At 55.6% G+C, this 25,884-nt stretch carries 15 protein-coding genes; 10 read left to right on the top strand and 5 right to left on the bottom strand.

Annotated elements, in window-relative coordinates:
- Positions 1 to 307 precede the first annotated feature (307 nt).
- The 5 genes from aspS to R2I50_RS06965 all read left to right on the top strand — a co-directional run bounded on the left by aspS (position 308) and on the right by R2I50_RS06965 (position 7,491).
- Positions 308 to 2,053, top strand: a complete 1,746-nt coding sequence (gene aspS / locus R2I50_RS06985; RefSeq protein ID WP_399552851.1) for an aspartate--tRNA ligase — start codon at positions 308 to 310, stop codon at positions 2,051 to 2,053.
- 151 nt (positions 2,054 to 2,204) lie between these two features.
- Positions 2,205 to 2,483 (top strand): Asp-tRNA(Asn)/Glu-tRNA(Gln) amidotransferase subunit GatC, encoded by a 279-nt coding sequence (gatC, locus tag R2I50_RS06980; protein ID WP_316608442.1) that lies wholly within the window; start codon positions 2,205 to 2,207, stop codon positions 2,481 to 2,483.
- Between the two features lies 1 nt (position 2,484).
- Positions 2,485 to 3,942: an Asp-tRNA(Asn)/Glu-tRNA(Gln) amidotransferase subunit GatA gene (gene gatA / locus R2I50_RS06975; RefSeq protein WP_316608441.1), complete on the top strand. Its 1,458-nt coding sequence runs from the start codon at positions 2,485 to 2,487 to the stop codon at positions 3,940 to 3,942.
- Positions 3,939 to 5,354, top strand: a complete 1,416-nt coding sequence (gene gatB, locus R2I50_RS06970; protein WP_316608440.1) for an Asp-tRNA(Asn)/Glu-tRNA(Gln) amidotransferase subunit GatB — start codon at positions 3,939 to 3,941, stop codon at positions 5,352 to 5,354. Before gatA ends, gatB begins: the two co-directional genes overlap by 4 nt.
- Before the next feature lie 79 nt (positions 5,355 to 5,433).
- Positions 5,434 to 7,491 carry a dockerin type I repeat-containing protein gene (locus R2I50_RS06965; protein ID WP_316608439.1) on the top strand — a complete coding sequence of 686 codons (2,058 nt, stop codon included), beginning with the start codon at positions 5,434 to 5,436 and terminating at the stop codon, positions 7,489 to 7,491.
- Between the two features lie 257 nt (positions 7,492 to 7,748).
- Here R2I50_RS06965 and R2I50_RS06960 read toward each other — a convergent pair whose 3' ends face one another.
- Positions 7,749 to 8,561 (bottom strand): conserved phage C-terminal domain-containing protein, encoded by an 813-nt coding sequence (locus R2I50_RS06960; protein ID WP_316608438.1) that lies wholly within the window; start codon positions 8,559 to 8,561, stop codon positions 7,749 to 7,751.
- A 316-nt stretch (positions 8,562 to 8,877) separates the two neighbouring features.
- Here R2I50_RS06960 and R2I50_RS06955 point away from each other — a divergent pair, with 316 nt between their 5' ends.
- Positions 8,878 to 10,662 (top strand): starch-binding protein, encoded by a 1,785-nt coding sequence (locus R2I50_RS06955; RefSeq protein WP_316608437.1) that lies wholly within the window; start codon positions 8,878 to 8,880, stop codon positions 10,660 to 10,662.
- 17 nt (positions 10,663 to 10,679) lie between these two features.
- The gene (locus R2I50_RS06950; RefSeq protein ID WP_316608436.1) at positions 10,680 to 13,055 is read left to right on the top strand and encodes an alpha-amylase family glycosyl hydrolase; all 2,376 of its coding nucleotides are present in this window, start codon (positions 10,680 to 10,682) and stop codon (positions 13,053 to 13,055) included.
- Between the two features lie 386 nt (positions 13,056 to 13,441).
- Here R2I50_RS06950 and R2I50_RS06945 read toward each other — a convergent pair whose 3' ends face one another.
- The 4 genes from R2I50_RS06945 to ssnA form a co-directional block, all read right to left on the bottom strand.
- Entirely contained in the window at positions 13,442 to 14,824 is a 1,383-nt protein-coding gene (locus R2I50_RS06945) for a glycine--tRNA ligase (RefSeq protein ID WP_316608435.1), read from the bottom strand.
- A gap of 154 nt (positions 14,825 to 14,978) precedes the next feature.
- The gene (gene hydA / locus R2I50_RS06940; RefSeq protein ID WP_316608434.1) at positions 14,979 to 16,349 is read right to left on the bottom strand and encodes a dihydropyrimidinase; all 1,371 of its coding nucleotides are present in this window, start codon (positions 16,347 to 16,349) and stop codon (positions 14,979 to 14,981) included.
- An 11-nt stretch (positions 16,350 to 16,360) separates the two neighbouring features.
- Complete coding sequence (gene ygfK / locus R2I50_RS06935) at positions 16,361 to 19,384, bottom strand: putative selenate reductase subunit YgfK (RefSeq protein WP_316608433.1); 3,024 nt, start codon at positions 19,382 to 19,384, stop codon at positions 16,361 to 16,363.
- A gap of 74 nt (positions 19,385 to 19,458) precedes the next feature.
- Positions 19,459 to 20,790: a putative aminohydrolase SsnA gene (ssnA, locus tag R2I50_RS06930; RefSeq protein ID WP_316608432.1), complete on the bottom strand. Its 1,332-nt coding sequence runs from the start codon at positions 20,788 to 20,790 to the stop codon at positions 19,459 to 19,461.
- 241 nt (positions 20,791 to 21,031) lie between these two features.
- On the opposite strand from ssnA, the gene nuoE reads away from it, so the two are divergent.
- The 3 genes from nuoE to R2I50_RS06915 are packed head-to-tail and all read left to right on the top strand — an operon-like array spanning position 21,032 to position 25,456.
- Entirely contained in the window at positions 21,032 to 21,511 is a 480-nt protein-coding gene (nuoE, locus tag R2I50_RS06925) for an NADH-quinone oxidoreductase subunit NuoE (RefSeq protein ID WP_316608431.1), read from the top strand.
- Positions 21,508 to 23,238, top strand: a complete 1,731-nt coding sequence (locus tag R2I50_RS06920) for an NADH-quinone oxidoreductase subunit NuoF (protein WP_316608430.1) — start codon at positions 21,508 to 21,510, stop codon at positions 23,236 to 23,238. The genes nuoE and R2I50_RS06920 overlap by 4 nt, the downstream gene beginning before the upstream one ends.
- Before the next feature lie 13 nt (positions 23,239 to 23,251).
- Positions 23,252 to 25,456, top strand: coding sequence for an FAD-dependent oxidoreductase (locus R2I50_RS06915; protein WP_316608429.1), 2,205 nt, complete (start codon positions 23,252 to 23,254; stop codon positions 25,454 to 25,456).
- The last annotated feature ends 428 nt before the right edge of the window (positions 25,457 to 25,884 follow it).

Below are 25,884 nucleotides of genomic sequence, written 5' to 3'. Positions count from 1 at the left end.
CTATCATACGTTTTCGATATCAATAACGTCCGTCATTCGCGGGCGACCAATGGTCGCCCCTACGGCGGGAGCATTCCTCGCCGGAGACAGCTTCCCCCCCTTGTCCTTCGGACATTCCCCCAACGGGGGTGCCAACCCCTACAACCCTATACGACGTTTATACAATTCCTCATTCCTCATTCCTCATTCCTAACTCCTCATTCCTAAATACTTTTTCCCAAAAAAGCGGACTCGCGGCTTTACTTTAGCTTTTCTTTGTGGTATAATGCTACAGAATAGGGAAAAATGCCTTGAAAGGAATATGAAAATGAAAGCTAATATCTATCGCTCCGTTACCTGCGGAGATTTACGCGAAGAACATATCGGTCAGGAGGTGCGCCTTGCCGGCTGGGTCGAGAATATCCGCGACCACGGCGGCGTCATGTTCCTCGACATCCGTGACCAGTACGGCGTGACCCAGGTCGTCGTCCATGACGACGCGCTTTTAGAGGGCGTGAACCGCGAGTGCTCCGTCACCATCTCCGGCAACGTCGTCAAGCGCGACGAGGAAACGATCAACAATAAGATCGCTACCGGTACCGTCGAGGTCGTCGCCTCTACCCTCACCATCCTCGGCAAGTGTAAGAACAACCTGCCCTTCGAGGTGGTCTCCTCCACCGCGACCAACGAGGATACCCGCCTGAGATACCGCTTCCTCGACCTGCGCAACCCCAAGGTACATGACAAGATCCTCCTGCGCTCGCAGGTGATCTCCTACCTTCGCGCTAAGATGGGCGAGCTGGGCTTCATGGATATCGCCACCCCGATCCTCGGCGTGTCCTCTCCCGAGGGCGCCCGCGACTACCTGATCCCCTCCCGCAAGCATAAGGGCAAGTTCTACGCTCTGCCTCAGGCGCCGCAGATCTTCAAGCAGCTGTTGATGGTCTCCGGCTTCGATAAATACTTCCAGATCGCGCCCTGCTTCCGTGATGAGGACGCGCGTGCCGACCGTTCCCCCGGCGAGTTCTACCAGCTCGACTTCGAGATGGCGTACGCGACTCAGGAGGATGTCTTTGAGGTCGCTGAGGAAGTGCTCTATTCCACCTTCAAGAAATTCTCGGATAAAGAGATCAGCAAGCCGCCCTTCAGACGCATCACCTTTGCCGAGGCGATGCTCAAGTACGGCACCGATAAGCCCGATCTGCGTAATCCGCTCGAGATCGTCGAGATCTCCGATATGTTTGAGGAGACCGACTTCAAGCCCTTCCTCAAAAAGTGCGTACGCTCGATCAACGTCCCCGGCGCCGCTTCCTGCTCCAAGAGCTGGTTCAAGAAGATGGAGGAGTTTGCGCTCTCCATCGGTATGAAGGGTCTGGGCTACGTCAAGGTCACCGACGACCTGCTCTTCGACGGCCCGATCGATAAGTTCTTAAAGCCCGGCGACAGAGAGGAGCTGATCCGGAGGAACGGCTCCAAGGCGGGCGACGTGATCTACTTCATCGCCGATACCGCCGCCGACGCGCCGAAGCTCGCGGGTCAGATCCGTACCGAGGTCGCGACCCGTCTCGACCTGATCGACAAGAGCCGCTTCGACTTCTGCTTCATCGTCGACTTCCCGATGTATGAGCAGGACGAGGAGAGCGGTCAGATCATCTTTACCCACAACCCGTTCAGTATGCCGCAGGGCGGTATGCAGGCGCTCTTAGAGAAGGATCCCTGCGATATCCTCGCCTACCAGTACGACATCGTCTGCAACGGCGTGGAGCTCTCCTCCGGCGCTGTCCGTAACCACGACATCGATATCATGAAGAAGGCGTTCGCCATCGCGGGCTATTCGGAGGACGACCTCAAGGAGAAGTTCCGCTCCCTGTACACCGCGTTCCAGTACGGCGCGCCGCCCCACGCGGGTATGGCGCCCGGCGTCGACCGTATGCTCATGCTCCTGACCGAGGAGGAGAACATCCGTGAGGTCATCGCCTTCCCGATGAACTCCAACGCCCAGGACGTCCTGCTCGGCTCTCCCGGAGAGGTCAGCGAGCAGCAGCTCCGTGAAGTTCATATCAAGTTGAGATAAATTGTTTGGTGAATGGTGAATGAGTAATGGTGAATGATGTCGGGAAACGCTGTCGCGTTTTGATTCCTATATAAATGGGTGAGGGCGAAGCCCTCCCTTAACCATTCACCATTCACCATTCACCATTCACCGTGACTGAAAGGAACACATTATGGTAACCAGAGAAGACATCGAGAATATCGCCCTGCTCTCTAAGCTGTTCGTGGATGAAAAGGATCTCGACAGCCTGACCGAAGAGATGCAGAAGATCGTCTCCTTCGCCGACACCATCAACAGCGTCGAGGTGAAGAGCGGCGATTTTGACAACATCAACAACCTCTCTAACGCCTTCCGCAAGGATGAGGTCAAAGAATCCTACCCCGTCGGGGAGATCCTCAAGAATGCCCCCGAACAGGCGGAGGATCACTTCCTCGTCAGAAAGAGAGCGTAAGATGGGACAGATCAAACGCATCCATGAGATGCTCGTCAATAAAGAGATCACCTGCGTTGAGCTGACCAAAAAGTATTTGGAAGCCATCGAAAATTCTAATAAAGAACTAAACGCCTACATCACCGTCACCCCCGAGGTCGCTCTCGCGCAGGCGGCTAAGGTGGATGAGAAGCTCGCCGCTGGCGAGACCATCGGGTTGCTTGAGGGCGTCCCGATGACCCTCAAGGACAATATCTCCACCAAGGGTATCGAGACCACCTGCGCCTCCAAGATCCTCACGGGCTACAAGCCGATCTACGACGCGACCGTCTATGAGCTGCTGCAAAAGGAAGGCGTGGTCATGCTCGGCAAGACCAACATGGATGAGTTCGCGATGGGCTCGTCCTGTGAGACCTCCTACTACGGCGGAGCTAAGAATCCCCACAGCCTCGATCATGTGGCGGGCGGCTCCTCCGGCGGCGTTGCGTCCGCTGTCGGCGGCAACCTCGCCGTCTACGGTCTGGGTTCCGATACGGGCGGCTCTATCCGCCAGCCCGCGTCCTTCTGCGGTATCGTCGGCTTAAAGCCCACCTACGGCGCCGTGTCGCGTTACGGACTGATCGCCTACGCCTCGTCCTTCGACCAGATCGGCCCGATCACCCATGACGTAGAGGACGCCGCGATCGTCTTTGACGCGATCGCGAAGTACGATGAGCGTGATTCCACCTCCCGGGGCAGCGAGCCTGCTCTGCCGACCCTGGATAATGATATTAAGGGCAAGAAGATCGGTATCGCCAACCAGTACCTCGACGGCGTCCGCGAGGACGTGAAGGAGGCGGTGCTTCAAGCCGCCAAGGTGTATGAGGAGATGGGCGCCGAGATCGTGTATTTCGATCTGCCCGAGCTGAAGTTCGCCCTGCCCGTCTACTACATCCTCGCGATGGCGGAGGCGTCCTCCAACCTCGGCCGCTATGACGGCATCCGTTACGGCTACAAGGCGGAGCATTATAACGGCACCCACGACATGATCTGCCGTACACGCAGCGAGGGCTTCGGCAAGGAGGTCCAGCGCCGTATCCTGATGGGTACCTATGTCCTTTCCGCGGGCTACTATGACGCGTATTATAAGAAGGCGGTCAACCTGCGCGGCGCGATCGTCGAAGCCTTCGACCGTGCCTTCGAGAATGTCGACGTGATCCTTGCGCCGACCGCTCCCGTGACCGCGTTCAAGAGCGGCTATCTCTTCGGCGAAGAGACCGACCAGCTCGAACAGTACCTCTCCGATATCTGCACCGTACCGGTCAACACCGCGGGTCTGCCTGCGGTATCCGTACCCTGCGGCGTCGATGGGGAGGGTCTGCCGATCGGTATGCAGCTGATCGGTAAGAAATTTGATGAGAAAACCATCCTCAACCTCGCTTATCGCTATGAGCAGGCTGAGCATAAGACGATAGAAACAAAGTGGGGTGTCAAGCTGTGAAATACGAATTGGTAGCGGGCTTTGAGACCCATGTCGAATTACAGACGAACACCAAGATCTTCTGCTCCTGCACCACGAAGTTCGGCGGCGACCCCAACACCCATTGCTGTCCCGTGTGCATCGGCTTGCCGGGTACGCTCCCGAAGCTGAACGAGCGCGTCGTGGAGTACGCGATCATGGCGGGTCTTGCCACCAACTGCGAGATCGCCGAGATCGCCAAGATGGACCGTAAGAACTACTGCTATCCCGATCTGCCCAAGGCGTACCAGATCTCTCAGTACGATAAGCCCCTGTGCGAGCATGGTTACATCCAACTTTCCAATGGAAGAAAGATAAGAATACTTCGTATTCATATCGAGGAGGACGCGGGTAAGCTGATCCATAACCACGGCGATACCTACGTCGACTACAACCGCGGCGGCGTACCGCTGATCGAGATCGTCACCGAGCCCGATTTCCGCTCGATCGACGAGGCGAAGGAGTATGTCGAAAAGCTCCAGCAGATCATGCGCTATATCGGCGTGTCCGACTGCCGTATGCAGGAGGGCTCGATGCGCTGTGACGTGAATATCTCCGTCCGCCCCGAGGGCTCCGAGAAGCTCGGCACCCGCACCGAGATCAAGAACATGAACTCCATCACCAATATCGCGAAGGCGATGGAATATGAATACGAGCGTCAGGTCGATTTGATCGAGAGCGGCGGCGCGGTCGTGCAGGAGACCCTGCGTTATGACGACGCCACCGGCACCACCTCTTCGATGAGATCGAAGGAGGACGCCCACGACTACCGTTACTTCCGCGAGCCTGATTTGGTTACGATCAGTACGCCGAAAGAAAAAATAGAGGAGCTTCGCTCCCGCCTGCCCGAATTACCCGAGCAGAAGTTCGCGCGCTACACCGAAGAATACGGCATCCCCGAGAAGGACGCCGCCCAGCTGACCAAGTACCGCAGCATCTCCGAGTTCTTCGACAAGGCGTCCGAGGGGCTGAAAGCGCCCAAGACCGCCTCGAACTTCATCATCGGTCAGATCTTCCGCCGTCTAGAGACCGAGGCGGATAAGGAAGCCTTCGACGTCAAGACCACCGCCGATCAGCTCAACGAGCTGTGCAAGCTCCTCGAGAGCGGCAAGCTCAAGAACAACCTCGCCAAGACCGCGCTCGAGAAGATGCTCGATTCCGGCAAGGCGGTCACCGAGTTCGTCAGCGAGTCCGACATGGCGGGTCTCGACGACGCCACCCTCACCGAGTATTGTCAGAACGCGATCAACGCCATGCAGGCGGCTGTCGCCGACTACAAGAGCGGTAAGGAGAAGGCGCTCATGGCGGTGCTCGGCAACGTCATGAAGCAGAGCCGCGGCAGAGCCGACGCGCCCTCCGTGATCAAGAAGCTCAAGGAGCTCATCGGTCAGTAACCGACAATCGAATCCAACCACAGCGCCCTCTTTCGCTGAATTGAGGGCGCTGTTCTGCTTTATATTAAGGAGAATACCCATGAAAAGAAGCATATCCGTTTTACTCGCAATCATTCTGCTGCTGTCAGCCCTTGTTTCCGTTCCCGCGGTCGCGGGATCTGTCGAACAGGAGTCCGGTGATGCCGGGATATACGGCGAGGAAAGCGCGCACGCGCCGGCTGACGTCGATACCTTCTCGCGTTTACCCGGAGAGAAAAGGGCGCACGCTCCCGCCGATACTGCCGAACGGGAGAAGCCCTCTCCCGCCGCGACCGGCGTCATAGAAGAAAAAAACGTGACGGAGTATTCCTACGAGGTCAAGCCGCTGCTTGCGCCGTTCAATTGCCTGTTCTTCGTCAAGACGGATAACCCCGACCCGACGTCCTTCCGCTTTACGGATCCCGATTCCGTTTATGATGAGGAGGGCGAAGAGAAGGATTCCCTCGTCGCCTATACAGATTATTATGATCAGCCTGTCATCTTTGCGGACGTGCAGTATGAGGATGAGAGCACCGGCCGCGTCGCCGGCGGCTACATCTTCGTATCCAACAGCTTCACTACCGACGGCGGAAAGCTCACGCTCCAGTACAGCAACGGCTACGGCTGGTGGGCGGATTGGTATGATTCCGACATCACCGTCACGATCCCTAAGCTCAAGGATGGAGTAGATTACCTGATCGACACCTACGCGAAGGGAAGTACGTTCTTCGATAAGATGGAAGCGGTACAGTCGGGACTCTACAGCATCTGTCACTACAGCGGCTCCTTTGTACGCGGCAGGGTCGAGAGAGTCGACCCCTACTGGATGCTCGCCAGAGCCGGTCACTACGATCAGAGCTACTATATCTACAGTCCGTTTACGCGCCGGGATAACCGCGCGCTCTTTGCCTCTTCGATCTATCCCTACCGCTACGATTCGCTCGGCTTCCCGTATCTTCTGGCTGATGTCGCACAGCGCCTTGACCCCCGCGTGACCGTCGAATGGACGAGTACGCACTACCTGTTCAACGCTACCCTTGACGGCGTGACCAAATGCTACGGCGGCGCGGGAAATATCGAAGGTCAGGGTGTTGACGAGAAGGATATCAAGCGCGTGTTCACCCTTGAGAAGAACGACGCCCCGATCACCCTTGAGGGCTCCTATCAGCTGCTCAAGGACTATGCCGATCTCGAGATCGAGGACGATATCCCGCGTGACGACGAGCTGAGCTTCCGCGATATCTGCGACACCGTCGGCGACGGCGCGTGGGTCACCATGGCGGGCAGCAATATGTCTGCCGACGGCCACCACGACGTTTCCAATCCCGTTTTCACTTACCTCTATTCCAAGGGCAACACCAACTACATCAGCGACGACGAATGGGACGTCGGCTCCCGTATGTACTGGGGCGGCAAAATGGGCTATTTTACCGACGCATGGGTAGACGGCAGGTATGTCGGCGAGTGGAGAACCCTTGTAACGGGCGAGAAGTTCGCCGACCATCCCAACAGCGACCTGTACCTGATCAAACATGAGATCCCGCTGATCCAATACGGTGAGGAGCACACTTACAATTACGCGGAGCAGAAGGATGAGACGACCTATACCGTGACCGATATCACCATGGCGAAGAAGAACATCCTCTTCCGCTATGATAAGGCTACCGACAAGTGGTACGCCGACGTGGATGAGCTCAGTTATGGCTACGCGTCCTATTCCGACGCGGAAGCGATGGTGAATCAGGGCGTGCTGGACGCCTCTTACCTCGAAAAGCTCTGTCTGACGCGCGCTCAGGTCGTCGCCATGAAGGTAGACCGCAACACCGATACCCTCCCGACTCAGGGCTATTACTTCGACGGCAGATTTGCGCCGGGTACGCCCTTCGGTCTCGGCTACATCCTCGGCGATATCAACGGCAACGGCGAGGCCGACGTGATCGACGCGACCCTGATCCAGCGACACGCCGCCGCCATCAAGACGGAGTATGCGGCAAAGGATTTCCTGCACGGCGACGTCAACGCCGACGGTAAGACGGATATCATCGACGCGAGCCTGATCCGCGGGTATCTCGCCGGGAGCTCATGCCCCTATGACATCGGCGGCATCGTCCGCACATAACCCGTACCGCAACACGATATTCAAGAACCATCAGCGCTCCTGTAAAAGGGGCGCTGTTTTTGCGTGTACAGGCAGGGGGACGATCGCGAAGCGATGAAATTGAAAAGCTTCCGTGATATCGCCCTGCTGACGCAGAATGAACGGGCTGAATAAATTCAGCCCCTACACGGGAGGTTTGCAAAGCCTCCGCCCTACAACACTCCGCGACGTTTATTATATTCCTCATTCCTCATTCCTCATTCCTCATTCCTCATTCCTCACTCCTCATCGCTCATTATGGCTCCGGGTACTTTGTAATTCTCCTCGAACTCGCGGATGATCTCGAGGTAGCTGTCCTGTGTGTCGTTCTGCCAGGGGTGGAGCTTGCTTTTCGGCAGGGTCTGCTTCGGCTCGGGGGCGTTGAGGTAGCCCTCGAACTTCTTGCCGAACAGCACGTCCGGGCGCAGATAACGGCTGAATTCACTGTTCAGCCATTCGGCACACTTACTGTCTATGACGCGCTTCATGTCCGCTGTATCGTAGCCCTCGTTCAGCAGGGCGGCGATGAGCCGCCGCGTACCCCCGGCAGAGGAACGGTAGCGGGTACCGGCACGCTGATTGAGATAATCAACGACTTCATCCACCTCCGGGAGATAGAGCGACGGGCTTGCCCGTCCCGCGCGTTCAGCGCCGTATTCTATATCTTTGTCATTGTCTATGTCATTGTCTATGTCATTGTCTTTGTCATTGTCATTGTCTTTGTCATTGTCTTTGTCTTGGCAGCAAACGCATGCGTTCGCATCCGTTCGCATGCTTGATTTCTCTCTGCTGTAGCGTGCGGCAGCCGCTTTTCTTCCCGCGGCTGACCTTGCCTGACACCTTTCATCATACTTTTCGTATTCGCGGTCGATCTGCTTTCTCAGGATCGAGAACAGCACCCGCAGCGTGATATCGTCGGTAAAATCGGGCTTTTCGCCGCGGTCGGCATAGCTCAGCAGCCCCTTGAGCAGCCGTCCGACCTGCTCGTCGGAGAGCATCGCGAGCTCGTCGGCGCAGTCGTTGAACAGCTTGATATACTTCGGTTCCATCATGAAAATCACTCCTTCACCCATAGCGCGACAAAGGAAAAAGTTGCATACTTTTATGCAACTTGGAGAAAAATTTTTCAGGCTCTCAAGCGCCGTTTATCCGCCGATTGAAATACCGATTTTTACAATGTAACAAAACTTACTGTCATTTTGTTGTAAGTTTGACAAAAAGCGGAAAAGAATATTGTGGAATATTTAGTTGACAATAATTCTGATACAGAAAATTAAAATTGTCCTCGTTCGGTATAATTAAAATGTATAGGCATACACCTATTTTAGGATTTGCTGAAAATTAACATGAAAGAAGGAGGGAATGATCATGAGAAACACCGATAAGCTCACAAAACGCGCGCTTTCTCTCGTTTTGTGTCTGGTCGTGCTTGTATCCGCCGTCGCCATGGCTGTGACCGTAAACGCGGCTGATAACGCCGAGGTCGCCGAGACCGGCGCCGAAACCTACTATCTGTGGGGCGAGCACACCAACGGTCCCAGCTTCAGCGGGACGACCCCTACCGGTACCTTTACTTATGATTCTTCAAAAGGCTATTATTACTGCGATGTAGCTGACGCGAGCAACGACTACTGCTTCGTGGTATCAACAGTCTCCAACTCTGCCGCCCAGGCTCAGCAGAACCAGGCGGTCACCACCGTATCCGGCGGACAAAAGTACTATGTACAGTCCGGTAACTACGGCGGCAAGAACTGCATGCACCTGTGGAATCCCTCGGGTGACAAGCTCCGTATCTACTTCATGAGCCCCAGCATAGGCTTGGTCGTCGTCGGTCTTGACGCACTTGAGACCCAGCCCGCTACCGTGAAGCCCACCTCCGCTCCTGCTACCCAGGGCGGCAACACCAACCCCACCTCCGCTCCCGCTACCCAGCCCGGCGGCTCCTCCGACGGTAAGAACTACGTTTACTGTGAGAACGAAGCCGGCTGGAGCGCCGTTTACGCCTATATGTGGAACGGCTCGAGCGACTCCAACGCGGCATGGCCGGGCGTGAAGATGACCAACATCGGCGGCAACATCTGGCGCTATCAGTTCTCAAAGAGCTACCAGAACATCATCTTCAACATCGGCAGCAACCAGACCCAGACTACCGACCTGCCCTTCCCCGGCGCGGGCTACTGCTACAACAACAAGACCTCCGAGTGGTCAGTCTATGACACCTCGCCGCTGCAGGTCTCCGCGTTCACCACCGATCTCGTGTCGCCCCAGTACAACGGCGTGGGCATTACCCTCAACGCTGACGCGAACGGCGAAGGCACGGTCTACTACAAGTTCAGCGTAACCGGCACCACCGGCACCACGGTTCTCTCTGACTTCTCCACCAGGAAGTCCGTCCTGTGGACGCCTCAGGTCGCCGGTACCTACACCATCACCTACGACTTCCGTGACGCGGCAGGCAACACCAACCAGCGCACCAAGTCCTACCTCATCGAGGACGGCTCGGTTTCTCCGACCCCGTACATCAAGACCGTGACCCCCGCGGGCGGTGAGATCCAGCGCAACAAGTCGGTCACCATCGCTACCTCCGCGGGCGGCGGTATCACCGGCACCAACCTGCTCTTCTACAAGTACACCATCAAGAACGCGAACGGCTCCATCGTGAACGTTCCGTACTATACGCTCAACAGCTCCACCTCCTTCACGCCCACCGTGAACGGCGCGTACTCCGTGACCGTCAGCGTTCAGGCGTCGGATAACAAGGTTGAGGAGCGCACTTATGACTTCACCTGCGTAGGCACCCTGTCGCCGACCGAACAGCCCGAGACCCAGCCTCCGACACAGAAGCCCACTCAGCCCCCGACCCAGCCCCCGACACAGCCCGCGACACAGAAGCCGACTCAGGCTCCCCCGACTCAGCCGCCTACAGAGCACAGCGCGCAGCCGATCCTGCTGGGCGACGCGGATGACGACGGCGACGTCAACGTCATGGACGTTACCTGGATCCAGCGCTACGAGCTGAGCATCCCGCTCTACACCCCGATCAATTTGGTCAACGCCGACGTAGACCGCAACGACGACGTCGATATCGTTGACGCGACCTTCATCCAGCGCTTTATCTCGGGCATCATCCACGATTTTGACGAAATTCTTTAAGAAGGAGGTAACATAACATGAAGAAACTTTCACGCATACTGGCGCTGATCATGTGCCTTGCAATGCTGTTCTCCGTAGCTGTTATCTCCGCGAACGCGGTGGATGAAGAGCTCGCCGATACAGCAGCCGACGTCGAAGTTGCCGACACCTCCGTGGACGGCGTTATCGTCCACGTCTACGCAACCGACTACACCCCGTATATCTACTACTGGAACACCCTTCCGTCCAATATCACCTGCACCTATCCCGGTGTGAGAATGACCGCTTCTCCGTCGCTGACCGGCGGCAGCTGGTACACCTACACCTTCACCGGCAAGACCAAGGTCAACTTCATGCTGACCAACGGTTCCTCGGCTCTCGCTGACCAGAAGTCCGGAGAGCTGACCCGCAACACCGGCGAGTGGTGGTACTACAACGGCCGCTTCCGCTCGAAGAACCCCTTCGAGGCGGATCCCTACCAGAGCGTCGATATGCGTCAGGATACCATCTACTTTGTCATCACCACCCGTTTCTATGACGGCGACAAGGGCAACAACGTCCACTGCTGGGATGACGCTAAGGCAAACAACCCCGATTCCGACCCCGCATGGCGCGGCGACTTCAAGGGTCTCGCCGACAAGCTTGACTACATCAAGGCGCTGGGCTTCTCCGCGATCTGGATCACTCCTGTTGTCGAGAACGCCTCCGGCTATGACTACCACGGCTACCACGCGCTCAACTTCTCGAAGGTCGACGCCCGCTATGAGAGCGACGACTTCACTTATGAGGATCTGATCGCGGCGGCTCACGAAAAGGGCATGAAGATCGTTCAGGACGTCGTCTGGAACCACACCGGTAACTTCGGCGAGACCAACCTTGAGCCTCTGTTTACCAAGGACGACTCCGACCGTACCAAGCTCGGCGACATGAAGGCGACCATGACCCCCACCAAGAAGCTCCTCGACTACTGCGGTATCTCCAAGCCCGAGCAGTACTGGCAGCTGCCTGACCAGACCCAGTACGACAAGCGTCTGCAGCTGATGAAGCAGACTCAGGGCTTCACCGATATGGTATCCTACGATAAGACCGCCAACTCCAACAACTATTTCCATAACGGCTACTTCGCGAGCCTTAACTGGGACGACTGGACCTGTAAGTTCTGTCAGATCGCGGGCGACTGCGTCGACCTGAACACCGAGAACAAGGCTGTTGCCGACTACACCGTCGACGCGTACTCCAACTACATTGATATGGGCGTTGACGCCTTCCGTGTCGACACTGTCCGTCATATCCCCAGACTCTCTCTGAACAAGTGGTACAACGACCCGATGAACGCAGCCGCGAAGGCAGCCGGCAACAATAACTTCTATATGTTCGGCGAAGTCTGCTGCCGTTTCAGCCAGACATGGTACCGCGATAACGCCGGCGAGTCCGTCCAGTTCTACACATGGGACGATTCCGCCGCCGACCTCGCGAAGCTGTCTGCTGCTACCGACGCTGCGACGATCAAGAACAACGTCAAGAACACGATCACCTTCTGTGAGAACCACGTCAGCACCTCCAATCAGCCGACCTCTCAGAACGCGTTCCTCAACGGTATCAACTACCATACCCCCGACTACTCCCAGAACTCCGGCATGGGCGCGATCGACTTCACCATGCACTGGAACTTTGACGAGGCGTCCGGCGCTTACGGAACGGCTCTCGAGGAGGATAAGTACTTCAACGATTCCACCTGGAACGTCACCTATGTTGAGTCCCACGACTATTCGCCCGACAGAGGTCAGAATAACCGCTTTACCGGCGGCACCCAGACCTGGGCTGAGAACCTGAACCTCATGTTCACCTTCCGCGGTATCCCCTGCCTGTATTACGGCGGTGAGGTCGAGTTCCAGAAGGGCGTTCGTATCGACGAAGGCACCAACATCTCGCTTGCGAACTCCGGCCGTGCATACTTCGGCGATTACCTCGAGGGCTCCGTCACCGCGACCGACTTCACGAAGTATTCCGCGTCCGGTAAGGTTGCCGATACGCTGAAGCAGCCGCTTGCCCTGCACCTCCAGAAGCTGAACGCGATCCGCCGCGCGGTTCCCGCTCTGCAGATGGGTCAGTACACCACCAACGATAACTATGTCAGCGGCAACATGGCGTACATCCGCCGTTACACCGGTAACTACAACGGCAAGAACGTCGACTCCCTCGCCTGCGTAACGATCACCGACGGCGCGACCTTCAAGAATATCCCCAACGGAACCTATATCGACGCTGTAACCGGCGACAGAAAGACCGTCTCCGGCGGTACCCTGAGCGTAGGCTCTGTCGGTAAGGGCAATATGCGCGTGTACGTCTACAGCTCTCCCACAGCGAGCATCAGCGGCGCGCTCGGTCCCGGCGGCCAGTCTTATCTGAAGTAATATCGGATTAAGGCATAATCTTAAATCCAAACAGAAGGGGCTGTCGCACTAAGACACCCCTAAAAACCAGACCGGGGCTGTCGCACTAAGACACCCCTAAAAAACCAGACCGGGCAGCCCGAAAGGGTTGCCCGGTATTAAATTGCCCCAAAAACCACACAGAAAGCAAGGTAATTATACAATGATGAGAAACAGAAAAAGAGCGTTTTTCAACGCCCTCTGATTCATTATGATTTCATTTGCTCTATAAACTGCTTATAAACAATATTAATTTCCCGTGATCAGGGCTGCCGCTAAACTTTCGGTTTTGCGACAGCCCCGTTTCGTTATGTTCGGTTTGTTGATCGGGTGAGGGAGAAGCCCTCCGTTATCTGTTCTCTGTTCTCTTAAAACTTGATCTTCTCGGCGATGTAGGCTTCGAGGTCGGCGATGGCGACGCGCTCCTGCTGCATGGTGTCGCGGTCGCGGACGGTCACGCAGTTGTCCTCAAGGGACTCGAAGTCGTAGGTGATGCAGAACGGCGTGCCGATCTCGTCCTGACGGCGATAACGCTTGCCGATGGAGCCGGCGTCATCATAGTCGATGGAGAAGCTCTTGGAGAGCTCGTCGGCCAGCGCGCCCGCCTGCTCGCCCAGCTTCTTAGAAAGGGGCAGAACAGCCGCCTTGAACGGCGCGAGATACGGATGCAGGCGCAGTACGACGCGGGTGTCGTTCTTCGCTTCATCGACGACCTCCTCGTCGTACGCCTCGGTCATGACGGTCAGGAACAGTCTTTCGACGCCGAGCGAAGGCTCGATGACGTAGGGGATGTAGCGGGTGTTGTCGGTCGGATCAAAGTAGCTCAGATCCTTACCGGAGACATTCTGGTGCTGGGTCAGGTCGTAGTCGGTACGGTCTGCGATACCCCACAGCTCGCCCCAGCCGAAGGGGAAGAGGTACTCGAAGTCGGTGGTCGCCTTGGAGTAGAAGCTCAGCTCCTCCTTAGAGTGATCGCGGAGTCTGAGGTTCTCCTCCTTGATGCCGAGGCTGTAAAGGAAGTCGCGGCAGTAGGAGCGCCAGTAGTCGAACCACTCGAGGTCGGTACCGGGCTTGCAGAAGAACTCGAGCTCCATCTGCTCGAACTCGCGCACGCGGAAGATGAAGTTACCGGGGGTGATCTCGTTACGGAAGCTCTTGCCCACCTGAGCGACGCCGAAGGGAACCTTCTTGCGGGTGGTGCGCTGGATGTTCGCAAAGTTGACGAAGATGCCCTGAGCGGTCTCGGGACGGAGGTACAGCTCCGCCTTGGTGTCCTCGGTAACGCCCTGGAAGGTCTTGAACATCAGGTTGAACTGACGGATATCGGTAAAGTTACTCTTGCCGCAGTTGGGGCAGGTGATGCCCTTCTCGCGGATGTAATCCATCATCTGCTCGTTCGACCAGCCCGCGACGTTGGTGCCGTCGAAATCCTCGATCAGGTTGTCGGCGCGGTGGCGGGTCTTACATTCCTTACAGTCCATCAGCGGGTCGGAGAAGCCGCCCAGATGACCCGAGGCGATCCATGTCTGTGGATTCATCAGGATCGCGGAGTCCAGACCGACGTTGTATTTGTTCTCCTGGACGAATTTCTTACGCCAGGCGTTCTTGATATTGTTCTTCAGCTCGACGCCGAGGGGACCGTAATCCCAGGTGTTAGCGAGTCCGCCGTAGATCTCGGAGCCCGGATAGACGAAGCCTCTGCCCTTGCACAGCGCAACGAGCTTTTCCATTGTTTTTTCAGTATTCTTCATGGTTACCTCCTTGTCGCCATTGGCTATGGCGATCAAATTTTTCAACATTATATATACTACCTTTTTATGGGAATCTTGTCAAGAGAAATATAGTATGACAGAGAAGCAAAGAAAACCGGCTCGGAGCGAAATGTCCGAGCCGGTAACGGTAGTATTATCCTATATATTTGCCGCGCATCACGTAGCGGCCGGTGTGCTCGAGGATTATCTCGCCGTTGCGGTAAACGAGACTGCCGCGCAGGTAGACTCTCTCGATCGCGCCCGCGGTACGCACGCCCTCATACGGATCGTAGCCGCTCTTACCAAAGCTGTTCGCAGCAGATAACACGCCGCTTCGCTTCGGGTCGAATATCACGAGGTCCGCGTCGGAGCCCGCCTTGATCACGCCCTTCTTCGGGTACATGCCGTAGAGCCGTGCAGGGTTCTCGCTGAGCAAAGCGCACATCTGCCGGAGGGAGATCCTGTGCTTTTTCACCCCGTAGGTGTACATCAGCACCGCTCGGGTACCCACACCCGGCATACCGTTGGGGATTTTGGTGAAATCATTCTCACCCGCGCGCTTCTGCTCTAAGGTAAAGGAGCAGTGATCGGTACTGACGGTGTTGACGCCGTCCTTTCTCAGCGCGTCCCATAAGGCGCGGTTATCGCTCCCCTTACGCAGAGGCGGGGAGCAGATATACTTGGCGGCATTATCGAAGCTGCCGGAATATACGCTGTCATCGAGCAGCAGATACTGCGGACAGGTCTCGACATAGACCCGCACGCCGTCCGCGCGGGCCCGGCAGATCGCCTCATAGCCCTTTTCCGTACTCAAATGAACCACGATACACGGCGCGTCGGCTGCCTTCGCGATACTCAGAAAGCGGGTTACTGCCTCCGCCTCGGTATAGTCGGGGCGCGTCGCGGGATGGAACGCGGCGGATGTGTTGCCGCAGGCGACGGCTTCTTCTCTGAGCTTGCCGATAATGCCCGAGTTCTCACAGTGGCATCCGACGATACCGCCGTATTTTTTCAGCTCGGTCATGATCTCGTAGATCTCGCGGTCGCACAGCTCCATCGCGTCATAGATCATGTAGACCTTGAACGAAGTCACGCCCTGCTCGAACATCGCGGGCAGCTCCTCGCGGATATCGTCGCGCCAGTCGGAAATCGCCATGTGGAACGCATAATCGCAGGATGAGTTGGCGAACGCCTTCATATGCCAGTTGTTGAGCGCGTCGGAGAGTGTCTCGCCCTTGTTCTGGGTCGCAAAATCCACTACGGTGGTCACACCGCCCGAAAGCGCGCTCTTGGTACCTGAATCAAAATCATCGGCGGTGACGGTGCCGCTGACCTCAAGGTCAAAATGCGTATGCGCGTCGATGAATCCCGGGAAGATCAGCTTCCCGCTGACGTCCGCGATCTGAGCGTCGGCGGCGAGGTGTTTGCCGACAGCGACGATCTTCTCGCCTGAGACAAGCACGTCTGCGCGCTTGGGTCCCCTGGCGGAGACCACTGTTCCTCCCTTGAACAGTATTTTTTTCATGTTATCACTTCTTATCTATATAGATCGATGTTTTTCATCACAGTCAGGATAAAGATTTCTTCATCCTTCGTCAGATCATTCGGCTGATCGAGATCGATGTCCCCGACCTTGTCGAGTCTGACGCGGACGGTGTGATCGTTGAGGATGTAAAAGCCCTTTTGGGTGCTGATTTCAAAGCTCTCAATGTCCTCGAACAGCGTCAGCTTATCGAGATACGGAGCAGACGCATAGGGACAGAAGCTTCGGCAGTTGCCGCACTCGTTACACAGGCGGTCGATATGCAGGATCTCACGTCGACCGTCGGGCATGACGACCACGGTGTTCGCGCGGTTGGGACACACGCTGACGCAGTTCTCGCATACGGTGCTGCAGCTCAGGCAGTTCGACAGCGTCGGGGTCAGCGCGACAGGATCGACATGCCGCTTGTTCTCGATAGCCTCATAGGTTGTCGGTTTTGCGTCATCGGGGATCTGCATCACATGCTTCTCGCCGATGATATCGTCCGCGGCGCGCTGCGCGTCGGCGATACACTCGACCACGGTACTCGGACCGCGCAGGCTGTCGCCGATATTATACACCATCATACCGTCGATTTCGGTCGCAAAGGGGATTCTGCCCCTCTCATCGGGAGCAATTCCGTTTTCGGTGAAGAGACGGGTGTCTACCTGCTCGCCGATCGCGGCGATCACCAGATCAGCGGGGATCGAGACAGTCTTATCGGTCGGAACGGGACTGCGTCTGCCGCTGCTGTCGGGATCGCCGAGCTTCATCACGGTGCAGGTCAGCGTTCCGTTCTTCTGCTCGAGCGGAGCGGCGAGCTCCACGAACTGTATGCCTTCCTTCAGCGCTTCGAGCAGCTCTTCCTCATCGGCAGGCATATACTTCTTGGTACGGCGATAGACGACGGTGACGTTCTCTACGGTTCCGATCCGCTTCGCAGTTCGAGCGGCGTCCATCGCGGTATTACCGCCGCCGATCACCGCTATATCACGGATACCCCCTATATCGAGGCGCTTTTCTTTATAATCTCTTAAAAAGTCGATGACGTTGATGACGTTTCCGCCGATATGCGGATCACGAGCCTTGTAGGCGCCTACGCCGCAGACCACGGCGCTGTAGCCCTGTGCCCGAAGCTCATCAAAGGACGGAGCGGGGGTATTCAGCAGAATGTTCGCGCCCATCTTCTCGATCATTGCGACATCTCTTTTAACGAAATACGGTGAGATCCGGAAGTCGGGGATAACATTGCGCACGATACCGCCCGGTTGAGCGTCCTTCTCATATACATCGACGTCGATTCCCGCGCGGGCGAGAAAATACGCAGCGGAGAGTCCCGCGGCGCCTGCGCCGATGACGGCGACCTTTCTGCCGACGGAAGCGGGCTTTTCGATCTCTTTCATCAGCTCATCGTAGCCCTCACAGGCGGCGATATACTTGTTTCCTCGGATATCGATGGGGTTATAGTTATACAGATGGTGTATGCATTTGCCCATGCAGCGGTGGGAGCAGATCAGGCCCGTCGTAAAGGGCAGGGGATTCTTCTGTGTGATGACGCGCAGGGCTTCGAGGTGCTTTTCCAGATCAACCAGACGTACATATTCGGGGATATCCTGACCGATCGGACAGCCTCCCTGACACGGAGCACGGTAACAGTCAAACAGCGGTACCGTTTGATCGTCCTTGAGATTGAGGCGCGGCTTTAAAGGCTTACGGAAGTTCGGATGCTGCATTGCGCGTCTGCCCAGCGCGGCGATCTTCTCGGTATCCGTACCGTTAAAGGGCTCGTACTTGCAGTTTCGCAGAATGTACGCCATCGGCGCCAGACGGCTGTAGCCGCCGGGCTTTAAAAGGGTTGTCGCGACGGTGATCGGCCAAATGCCTGCTTCAAACAGATAGCGGATGACCGATACTGACGCACCTCCGGAGAATGAGATGCGAAGTCTGCCGTCAAATTCCGCCGACAATCTGCGAGCCATCTCGATCGTAAGGTGAAACAGCGCTCTGCCGCTCATGTACATTTCCTCACTCGGCAGCTCGCCCTGCTTTACATCTACGGGGAAGGTATTACTGAGCTTCACGCCGAACTCCAACCCCTTGCATTTCGCGAGCGCCATCAGCCGACGGAACATCTGAACCGCGTCGGAATATTGCAGATCCTCCTTAAAATGATGATCGTCAAAGGCAACGTAGTCAAAGCCCGCCTTGTCGAGGATCGCCCTTGCATCGGCGTAGCCGAGGATGGTGGGGTTGCACTTGACGAAGGTGTTCAGTCCCTTTTCGGTCAGGAGATAGGTCGCGATCCGCTCGATCTCGTCGGGCGGACAGCCGTGGAGGGTCGAGAGGGTCACACTGCGGCAGATATGCGGCGAGATGCCGTCGATCAGCTCGGTGTATTCGGGATAATATTCTTTTAAGGAATTTTTAACTTCGGTAAAGATCGGACGGTCGGAAGCGTCCTTCAAGCCTTCGATGAAGCGGTCGATCTTCTCTGAGCGAATGCCCTCGAGGTCGTAGCCGACGCTCATGTTGAACACAAAGCCGTCGGGATCGCCCAGCCCGAACGCGACGGAGATCACCTTGAGCACGCACCACGCCTTGACGTACTCTTCGTACGCCTGCTCGACGGTCAGCTCGGTCGACCACTCGCAGTTGTAGCCCTCGTCGTCCGCCTTGATACACGGACGGGCGATGCATTTCGCGAGCTCCTCGCCGTCCATGACCTGCACGGTCTTGAGCTCGAAGAATCTCGCGCCGCCGATGTAGGCGCTGATGATATTCTGCGCCATCTGGGTGTGCGGACCCGCCGCGGGGCCTAAGGGAACCTCCAGTTTTTCGCCGAAGATCGGGAGATACTTCGTTTTGCCGCCCGCGATCACCTGAGCGCCCAGCGAATCCTTATGCCGCTCGATCCACTCATCGTAGCGCGAAATCTTGAAGCCCTCGTGGATCCCGAAGGCGATTTGATCTCTTTTATATTCCGTCGTCATTCTGTCGAGTAGCTCATTAATGCTCAGCGGTACCATTTTTTCACTCATAATCATACCTCATGATGCTGTTTTTATAGGTTGAAGTTTCTTAAGTATTTGGTATTTCAGCTTTGGACTTTAAGCTATCTGTTCACCCTGCTCCAAAGCCCCTCGGCTGTCTTGTATATACGGGCGCTGAGCGCTTCTTCGTCAATATCGACGAACTGTCTGTCGCGGTAGAGGAGCCTGCCGTTCGCCATGGTGGTGCGGCACTGTCTGCCGTTCATGCCGAAGATCATATGACCGTCGAGATTGTCGGCGGAAAGCGGGGTAAAGGGCAGGTAATCCATTACGATGATGTCCGCCGCCGCCCCTTCGCGGATCACGCCGAGCGGTGTATCGAAGTATTTTGCAGCCATCCTCGCGTTATTCTTAAAGAGCATGGTCGTGACCTCGTTCCAGCCGACGTTCGGCATGCCCGCATTGTGGCGCTGGATGGTCAAGGCAACCTTGAGGCTCTCGAGCATATCGTGCGTATATGCGTCGGTGCCCAGACCGATCAGGATGCCTTTTTCGAATATTTTCAGCACCGGAGAACACCCTACGGCATTACCCATGTTGCTCTCGGGATTGTTGACGACCATCGTGTTCGTTAAGGCGATCTTATCGAGCTCCGGATCGGTCAGGTGGATGCAGTGACCGAGGATGGTTTTCTCACCTAAGATGCCCCATTTCTCGAGTCGCTCGATGGGGAGCATATGATAGTTGTCACGGCTGTCCTCAACGTCGTTGAGCCCTTCACAGATGTGGATGTGGTAGCCGGTTCTGCCGTCGTTGGCTTTGACGCATTTGTCAAAGGTCTTGTCGGAGATGGTAAACAGCGCGTGCATACCGAACATCGCCGCGAGCATCGGATCGTTTTGCTCCTTGCAGTAGGAGATAAAGTCGGCGTTTTCCCTGATCGCCTGATCGCACTTCTCCTCTCCGTCACGGTCGGAGACCTCGTAGCATAAGCACGAGCGAACGCCCATCTCACGGGCACAGTCGGCGATGGCGAACAGCGAGCCGGGGATCTCCTTGTAGCTCGCGTGGTGATCGAACACCGTGGTCACGCCGTTGCGGATGCACTCGAGGTAGGTCGCGTAGGCGCTGGCTCTTGTGTCCTCCAGGGTCAGCTCGCGGTCAAGCTTCCACCACATGCCGTCGAGGATCTCGTAGAAGTTGGTGGGATTATAGCCGTTGATCGACAGCCCGCGCGCAAGTCCCGAGTAAATGTGCGTATGGGTATTGATGAATGCCGGCATGATCAGCTGTCCGTGAGCGTCGATCAGCTCCGCCTGCGGGTATCGCGCCTTCAGGTCTGCCGCTGTACCGACGGCGACGATCTTATCCCCCTCGGTAACGACGCCGCCGTCCGCAATATACGGACGCTCCGGATCGCGGGTGAAGAGCCTGCCGTTCGCAATCAGATACATAATAATCCCTCCAATGAATAATGATTGAATTATATAATACTATTCTATCACTGCTTTGTACTAATTGCAATAGTATTTATCGTTATTTATCATTAAATTTGATGTTTTTATACAAAATATTCATCAAAGGAAAATACCAAAAAGTTAGAATCAGCTAACCTCCGGAATTTCTCAATAATTATTGAAATAAACGGCGGTTTGCAGTACAATAAAAAGAAATGAATGAAATGGAGGGAAATCCATGGATAATAAAACAATAGACTTATCACTGCTCGACGGGGTACTCGACGAATACGCCTCGGTCAAGGGCAGTCTTATCACCATTTTGCAGCACACACAGGACATCTACGGCTATCTGCCGAAGGAAGCGATCGAGCGCATCTCTGAGAGAACGGGTATCGCGACCTCAGAGATCATGGGCGTAGGTACCTTCTACACCCAGTTCCGCTTTGAGCCTGTCGGAAAATATCTTATCATGCTGTGTCAGGGTACGGCGTGCCATGTCAACAGCTCCGAGCTGATCTTACAAACCATCAAGGATGAGCTGGGGATCGACGACGGCCAGACCACCGAGGACGGGTTGTTCTCGCTCAAATGCGTGGCGTGTCTGGGTTGTTGCTCGCTCTCGCCTGTCATGATGATCAACGAGGACACCTACGGCTCGCTCACCCCCGACAAGACCAAGAAGATCTTAAAAGAGTTAAGGGAGGCGGCAGTATGAGAGTAGTCATCGGACAGGGCTCCTGCGGTATCGCGGCGGGCGCCGAGAAGGTTCGCCAAGCTTTATTAAAAGAAAATATCAATGCAAGCATTGCCGGTTGTATCGGTATGTGCTACCTCGAGCCGATCGTGGATATCTATGACGAGGACAGATTGACAAGACTGGTCAAAGTCTCCGCGGATGACGCTCCCGCGATCGCGGAGTACATCAACACAGGCGACAGAAGCAAGATCGAAAACCTCGTTGTCACTGACGAGGACAGCGAGTTTCTCAGCAAACAGACCAGAATCGCTCTGAGAAACTGTGGTATCATCAACCCCGAGATCATCGAGGAATATATCGAGAAAGACGGCTACACCGCGCTGAAAAAGGCGCTCGGCATGACTCCCGAAGAGGTAATTGACATCATCAAGACCTCGGGCTTGGCAGGCAGAGGCGGCGCGGGCTTCCCGACATGGTTCAAGTGGAACGCCGCCCGCAACTCCGAGGGTGAGGAAAAGTACCTGATCTGTAACGCCGACGAGGGCGATCCCGGCGCATTCATGGATCGCGCTGTTATCGAATCCGACCCCCACAACCTCATCGAAGGTATGCTGATCGGCGCTTACGCCATCGGCGCAAAGCACGCCGTCGTCTACGTCAGAGCGGAATATCCGCTGGCTATCAAGCGTTTAAAGAATGCGCTGGAACAGGCGCGTGAAAAAGGCGTCATCGGCAAGAATATCTTTGGTTCTGACTTCTCCTGCGACTTCATGATCAAGGCGGGCGCGGGCGCGTTCGTCTGCGGAGAGGAAACAGCCCTGATCGAATCGCTCGAGGGTCACAGAGGTATGCCGCGCTTGAAGCCCCCGTTCCCCGCACAAAGCGGCTTTTGGAGAAAGCCCAGTAACATCAACAACGTCGAGACCTTTGCCAACGTCGCTTGGATCATCAACAACGGCGGCGAAGCCTTCGCCGCGATGGGTACCGAGGGCAGTAAGGGCACCAAGGTATTTGCCGTCACCGGTAAGGTCAAGAGAAGCGGTCTTGTCGAGATCCCAATGGGCAAGACCCTGCGCGACGTCATCTTCGATATCGGCGGCGGTATGAAGACCGACAAGCCCTTTAAGGCTGTCCAGATGGGCGGTCCCTCGGGCGGTTGTATTCCTGCTGATTTGATCGATACCGTCATCGACTACAAAGCGTTGGGAGCCACAGGCGCGATCATGGGATCGGGCGGTATGGTCGTCATGGACGAGAGCACCTGCATGGTCGGTATGGCAAAGTTCTTCCTCGACTTCACCGCCAAGGAGAGCTGCGGCAAGTGTATCCACTGCCGTATCGGCACCAAGCGTATGCTCGAAATGTTAGAGCGTATCACCAAGGGCGAGGGCAAAGAGGGCGATATCGAGCTGCTCGAGGAGCTGTGCTACGCCATCAAGGACGGCGCGCTCTGCGGTCTCGGTCAGACAGCGCCGAATCCTGTACTCACCACCATCAAGTATTTCCGTGACGAGTATGAAGCTCACATCAAGGACAAAAAGTGTCCCGCGGGCGAATGCTCCGATCTGATCGAATACAGTATCAACGCGGATAAGTGTAAGGGCTGTACCTTATGCGCGAGGAATTGTCCTGTGAATGCTATTACAGGCACAGTCAAGAAACCTCATGTCATCGACACAAACAAGTGTATCAAGTGCGGCAAGTGCTACAGCGTATGCCGCTTTGACGCGGTAGTAAAAGCGTAAAGGAGGGGTAAGAATGATCAATTTAACCATCAACGGAAAAGCGATTCAAGCCCCCGAGGGCGCGACGATCTTAGAAGCCGCAAGAGCGAACGGTATTGAAATCCCTACCTTATGCTACGACAAAGCAGTAGAAATATACGGAGCCTGCGGTCTGTGTGTTGTTGAAGCCGAAGGTATTCCTAAATTACTGCGCTCCTGCTCCGCGAAATGCACCGAGGGCATGGTCATCAATACTGAATCGGAGAGAGTTGTTCAATCGCGCAAGATTGCGATGGAGCTGCTCATGTCCGCTCACGACGGCGACTGCGTCGCGCCGTGTCAGCTCAACTGCCCCGCGAGAACCGACTGCCAGGGCTATGTCGGACTGATCGCTAACGGCGAATATGACAGCGCAATAAAGTTGATCAAGAACAAGATCCCTCTCCCCGCTTCCATCGGCAGAGTATGCCCGCATCCGTGTGAGAAAGCCTGCCGCAGAAAGAACGTAGAGGAGCCGATCAATATCGCTCAGCTTAAAGCCTTTGCCGCGGATATTGACCTCAACAAAGACAGCTACCTTCCTGATCTCATGGTAAGGACAGGAAAAACAATCGCAATTGTAGGCGGCGGTCCCGCGGGATTGACAGCCGCATACTACCTCAACATCATGGGTCATTCCGTCACCGTCTATGACATGATGGATAAGATGGGCGGAATGCTGAGATACGGCATCCCGCAGTACAGACTGCCGAAAGAAGTACTCGATAAAGAGATCGCCATCATTGAAAAGTCGGGCGTGAAGCTCGTTAATAATGTGAAGCTCGGCAAGGACTTTACCATCGAATCGCTGAAAGCGGAGAATGATGCGGTGATCGTGGCGGTCGGCGCGTGGAAGTCTTCTTCCATGCGTACCCCGGGCGAAGACCTCGAGGGCGTTTACGGCGGTATCGATTTCCTCCGTGCCGTTATTCAGGGCAATGCTCCCGCGATCGGCGAAAAGGTCGCTATTTGCGGCGGCGGTAATACCGCTATGGACGCATGCAGAACGGCTGTGAGACTCGGTGCGAAAGAGGTCTATGTCATCTACAGACGCACCCGCGCGGAGATGCCGGCGGACGCTTTGGAGATCGACGAAGCGGAGGAAGAGGGCGTAATCTACAAGTTCCTCACCAACCCGATCTCCTTCAACGGTGAGAACGGCAAGCTCAAATCCGTCACGCTCCAGATCATGGAGCTCGGTGAGCCCGACGCAAGCGGCAGACGCAGACCTGTTCCCGTCGAGGGCAAGACGGAAGAAATACCGCTCGATTCTGTGATCCTCGCCATCGGTCAGAAGCTCGTGCAGGGCGACGTCAGCGAATTACAGCTGAATGACCGCGGCAACATCGAAGCCGATCCCGATTTCTTTACCACCAGCATGGACGGCGTATTCGCGATCGGCGACGCGACCAACCGCGGCGCGTCCATCGCGATCGAAGCGATCGGCGAGGCTGACCGCTGTGCGAAAGCCGTTGACGCATATCTGAACGGTCAGCGCTTAGATACCCGCGTCCCCTATATCTCCAAGCGTGACGAAGCGACAATAGACTATTCTGACCGTAAGAAAGAGCCGAGAAAGACGCCGCGCGTTTTAGACCCCGAGGTAAGAAACAAAAACTTCGACGAGGTCAGCTTAGGCTTCACTGAGGAAGAGGCGCAGGCGGAAGCGAGCCGCTGCCTCGAGTGCGGCTGCCGCGAGTATTATAAATGTAAGTTGCTCAACGTAGCGCAGAGATATGACATTGACCCGAGCCGCTTCAAGGGCGAGATGCCGCAGCAGTACACCCGCGACGAAAACGCCTTCATCGAGCGCAACACCGCGAAGTGCATCCTCTGCGGACTGTGCGTGAGAAGCTGCCGCGAAGTCATGGACATCCACGCTTTAGGCTTGATGGGCAGAGGCTTCACCACCGAACCCTCCCCCGCTTTCGCGCTCCCGCTCGATCAGACCAAGTGCAACAACTGCGGACTGTGCGTTCAGCTCTGTCCGACAGGCGCGCTGACAGAGAAAGCCAACCTCAAAAAGCAGGTGCCGCTCGATGAAATTTATACCGAAGAGACCGTCACGATCAACGGACAGAAAGCTACAGTTCTTGTATCTCGTTACAACGGCAAGGTGCTCCGCGTGATCCCGAACGACGAAATCTCCCGCAATTCGGGACTCAGCCGTGAGGAACTGCTCGAACTCATAACCGAATAATCATTATGATAACCGCTGTGTTCGCATGGCGGTTATTTCTTATTTAGAATAATAAGAGCATACGAATGACCGTCTGTTTTATCGACAACAGAAATGACGATTCACTTATTTCTTTTAAGGCATTAATGCGTTAAAATTTTTGCAACCTCTATTCTATACAACTGCAATTTTCACGATTTCTTTCTGTGAAAAGTGACGAAATTGCTCTTTTTTATGATTTTTTGCGAAAAAATCTTGCAAAATACATTCGTTTGTAATATAATCCTAACTGTGCAGTTTTTCTTTTGGGCAAAGCCCGAAGAATATAATTCTTTTTTAGCACTATATTTAGGAGGTATATTTATGTCTTATGTTGATGAAGTCATCGCAAAAGTAAAAGAAAAGAACGCTTCCGAGCCTGAATTCCTTCAGACCGTAGAAGAGGTTCT

Source organism: uncultured Ruminococcus sp., assembly GCA_902785355.1.
In the GTDB taxonomy this organism is placed as follows: Bacteria; Bacillota; Clostridia; order Oscillospirales; family Acutalibacteraceae; genus Ruminococcoides.
This window is presented reverse-complemented; position numbering and strand designations above follow the sequence as displayed.

Bases quoted from the DNA above. Each gene is read 5' to 3' on its own strand.
- aspS (WP_399552851.1), top strand. From the start codon at position 308: ATGAAAGCTAATATCTATCGCTCCGTTACCTGCGGAGATTTACGCGAA.
- R2I50_RS06955 (WP_316608437.1), top strand. From the start codon at position 8,878: ATGAGAAACACCGATAAGCTCACAAAACGCGCGCTTTCTCTCGTTTTG.
- R2I50_RS06960 (WP_316608438.1), bottom strand. From the start codon at position 8,561: ATGATGGAACCGAAGTATATCAAGCTGTTCAACGACTGCGCCGACGAG.
- R2I50_RS06915 (WP_316608429.1), top strand. From the start codon at position 23,252: ATGATCAATTTAACCATCAACGGAAAAGCGATTCAAGCCCCCGAGGGC.
- gatA (WP_316608441.1), top strand. From the start codon at position 2,485: ATGGGACAGATCAAACGCATCCATGAGATGCTCGTCAATAAAGAGATC.
- nuoE (WP_316608431.1), top strand. From the start codon at position 21,032: ATGGATAATAAAACAATAGACTTATCACTGCTCGACGGGGTACTCGAC.
- R2I50_RS06920 (WP_316608430.1), top strand. From the start codon at position 21,508: ATGAGAGTAGTCATCGGACAGGGCTCCTGCGGTATCGCGGCGGGCGCC.
- ygfK (WP_316608433.1), bottom strand. From the start codon at position 19,384: ATGAGTGAAAAAATGGTACCGCTGAGCATTAATGAGCTACTCGACAGA.
- hydA (WP_316608434.1), bottom strand. From the start codon at position 16,349: ATGAAAAAAATACTGTTCAAGGGAGGAACAGTGGTCTCCGCCAGGGGA.
- R2I50_RS06945 (WP_316608435.1), bottom strand. From the start codon at position 14,824: ATGAAGAATACTGAAAAAACAATGGAAAAGCTCGTTGCGCTGTGCAAG.
- ssnA (WP_316608432.1), bottom strand. From the start codon at position 20,790: ATGTATCTGATTGCGAACGGCAGGCTCTTCACCCGCGATCCGGAGCGT.
- R2I50_RS06950 (WP_316608436.1), top strand. From the start codon at position 10,680: ATGAAGAAACTTTCACGCATACTGGCGCTGATCATGTGCCTTGCAATG.
- R2I50_RS06965 (WP_316608439.1), top strand. From the start codon at position 5,434: ATGAAAAGAAGCATATCCGTTTTACTCGCAATCATTCTGCTGCTGTCA.
- gatC (WP_316608442.1), top strand. From the start codon at position 2,205: ATGGTAACCAGAGAAGACATCGAGAATATCGCCCTGCTCTCTAAGCTG.